Origin of the sequence: Thermovirga sp. (genome assembly GCA_012523215.1) — a bacterium.
Lineage (GTDB): Bacteria > Synergistota > Synergistia > Synergistales > Thermovirgaceae > 58-81.
In genome coordinates, this window is the sequence record JAAYIZ010000162.1 from 1 (window position 1) to 2,443 (window position 2,443).

Genomic DNA, 2,443 nt, shown 5'->3' on the forward strand with positions numbered 1-2,443 from the left:
CCGCTAGGAAGGCCGTCAACAAGAACACCGTGGGGATCCTCGTGGAGCCCATCCATGGAGAGGCGGGTGTCGCGGTGCCCAGCGAAGGGTACCTCTAGGGGTTGGAGAAGCTTGCCCGAGAGCACAACGTGCTCCTGGCCGTCGACGAGATCCAGACGGGCCTCTGCCGGACTGGAAAAATCTTCGCCTTTCAGCATGAGGACGTGGATCCCGACATAATCATCATGGGTAAGGCCCTCGGGGGCGGTGTTTTCCCCGTGTCGGCGGTGGCCGCCGATAAAGAAGTCCTCGGAGTTTTCCAGCCGGGCAGCCATGGTTCGACCTTCGGGGGCACCCCCCTTGCCTGCGCCGTCGCCAACGAGGCCCTCGATGTGCTCATCGACGAAAAAATGTCCGAAAGGGCCGCCGAGCTCGGCGCGTACTTTATGGAAGGCCTGAAGGCGATCAAGTCCCACAGGATAATACATATCAGGGGTAAGGGCCTCCAGATCGCGATCGTCCTTGAGGAATCCGCCGGCAAGGCCAGAAAGTACACGACAGCCCTGAAAGACAAGGGCCTGCTCTGCAAGGAGACCCACGACTGGATCATCCGGTTCGCTCCCCCGCTGGTGATAACCAGGGAAGAGATTGACAAGGCCCTGGAGGCGGTGCGGGAGGTGCTCGGTTAGAAAGAGCCACGTTCCCATGCCATGGATTAAATCGTGAAAGGGGAGGCCCCGCCTGTGAGCGGGGCCTCCCCTTTGTCGCCATTCAAAATCCTGCCCCTTTAAATAGCCGAGCTGACGTGGGTTGACCGGGAGCACCCTTTGCAATAAGTTGGTCCGGGTAGCCCAATTGGTAAGAATCTTTTTTATCGGGAGGTGCGGTGGATGGAATATTCAAGACTGATCGTTGAAAGGGGCGAGGATCATGTCGCCAGCGTTACCCTTAATAGGCCGGAGAAAATGAACGCTTTTGACAGCCCGTTGGCGGAGGAACTCCTGGCCGCCTTCAGTGAACTGGATTCCTGCCCCAAAACCAGGGTGATCCTCGTCAGGGGAGCCGGGCGCCATTTCTGCGCGGGGATCGATGTGAGCGAGATCTCGGGTAAAAACATCCTGGAGTACCATCAATGGGTGGATAGAATGGAGAGACCCCTGTTTTTCATATCCAGGATGAAAAAACCCGTTATAGCCCAGGTACAGGGGGTTGCGGCGGCCAACGGCCTGGGGCTCGCGGCGTCGGCTGACCTGGTTATAGCCGCCGAGGATGCGAGGATGGGCCTCACTGCGATCAACCTGGGGCTGAACTGCGTGGGCCCCGTCCTCCCCGTAGCCCGATGCGTGGGGCGAAAGAGAGCGCTGGAATTTCTCCTTTCAGGGGCCCTGGTTAAAGCACCGGAAGCGATGGCCATGGGGCTCGTCAACAGGGTTGTTCCCGCTGATAAACTCGAAGAGGAAGCCAGGCAATGGGCGGCGGAGTTCGCCATGAAAAGTCCCCTGGCCCTTCAACTGGCCAAGAGCGCCTTTTACACAGCAGAGGATATGGAATATGGGAAGCAATTCGCCTATATGAACGAAGCCTTCGCCAGGCTCTGCTCCACGGGGGATGCCCACGAGGGAGTGGCGGCCTTTTTCGAAAAGAGGGAACCCCGGTGGGAGGGGCGGTGAAGGGGAGAACCCCTTCACCCGATCGGGAGGAGAAAAGCCGACCATTACCGTATAATAGGGTTCATCGCGGAGGTGCGTGACTATGGGGGATTACCGTCCGGGATGGGACGAGTATTTCATGGCCATCGCTGCCGTGGTCTCGACGAGGAGCACCTGTCTCAGGAGAAAGGTAGGGTCGGTCATCGTCAGGGATAGACAAATAATCAGCACCGGTTACAATGGGGCGCCAAAAGGAGCCCCTCACTGTTCCGAGACGGGTTGCCTTCGGGAAAAGATGGGTGTACCCCACGGTGAACGGCACGAGATATGCCGCGGATCCCACGCCGAGGTAAATGCCATTGCCCAGGCCGCGGTGGTAGGTGCGTCGACAGCGGAAGGAGTTATCTACTGCACCCATGAGCCCTGTTCTTTCTGCACCAAGGCCATAATTAACGCCGGGATAAAAAGGATAGTCTTCGCAAATCCCTATCCTGATCCCATTGCCAGCCTTCTTCGCGGAGAAGCCGGCCTCGAAGTCGAGCACCTGCAGGAAAGGCCGCGTTCAGATGGTTTAAAGAGGTGATCCGGGTTGGCCATCGAGATATCCGGCAGGAAAAAGCCAGGCCCACAGACCAGGTTGGATGACCTCGTCGGGCTTGAGCCGATCAAAAAGGAACTTCGTAAAATAGAGGCCGTCCTCTGGCTCAACCAGCACCGCCGGAGCGGCGATCTCGGCGAACTGAGGCTTCAATCCTTTCACTTCTGCTTCAGGGGCAATCCTGGGACCGGCAAGACCACTGTCGCGAGGTTGATAG

Annotated in this window: 3 protein-coding genes and 1 pseudogene; all 4 read left to right on the top strand. The window is 58.3% G+C overall.

Translation table 11 applies throughout. From position 1 onward, the window contains the following. Positions 1 to 668, top strand: a pseudogene (locus tag GX108_04340) (aminotransferase class III-fold pyridoxal phosphate-dependent enzyme). A gap of 201 nt (positions 669 to 869) precedes the next feature. Further along, complete coding sequence (locus GX108_04345) at positions 870 to 1,649, top strand: enoyl-CoA hydratase/isomerase family protein (GenBank protein NLO56267.1); 780 nt, start codon at positions 870 to 872, stop codon at positions 1,647 to 1,649. Positions 1,650 to 1,731: 82 nt separating this feature from the next. Then, the gene (locus GX108_04350) at positions 1,732 to 2,211 is read left to right on the top strand and encodes a cytidine deaminase (protein ID NLO56268.1); all 480 of its coding nucleotides are present in this window, start codon (positions 1,732 to 1,734) and stop codon (positions 2,209 to 2,211) included. A gap of 6 nt (positions 2,212 to 2,217) precedes the next feature. Further along, positions 2,218 to 2,443: hypothetical protein (locus GX108_04355; protein ID NLO56269.1), on the top strand; the 226-nt coding region annotated here is incomplete at its 3' end.

What these genes read in the sequence shown, in the direction of transcription:
- GX108_04345 (NLO56267.1), top strand. Translation starts at nt 870, where the DNA reads ATGGAATATTCAAGACTGATCGTTGAAAGGGGCGAGGATCATGTCGCC.
- GX108_04350 (NLO56268.1), top strand. Translation starts at nt 1,732, where the DNA reads ATGGGGGATTACCGTCCGGGATGGGACGAGTATTTCATGGCCATCGCT.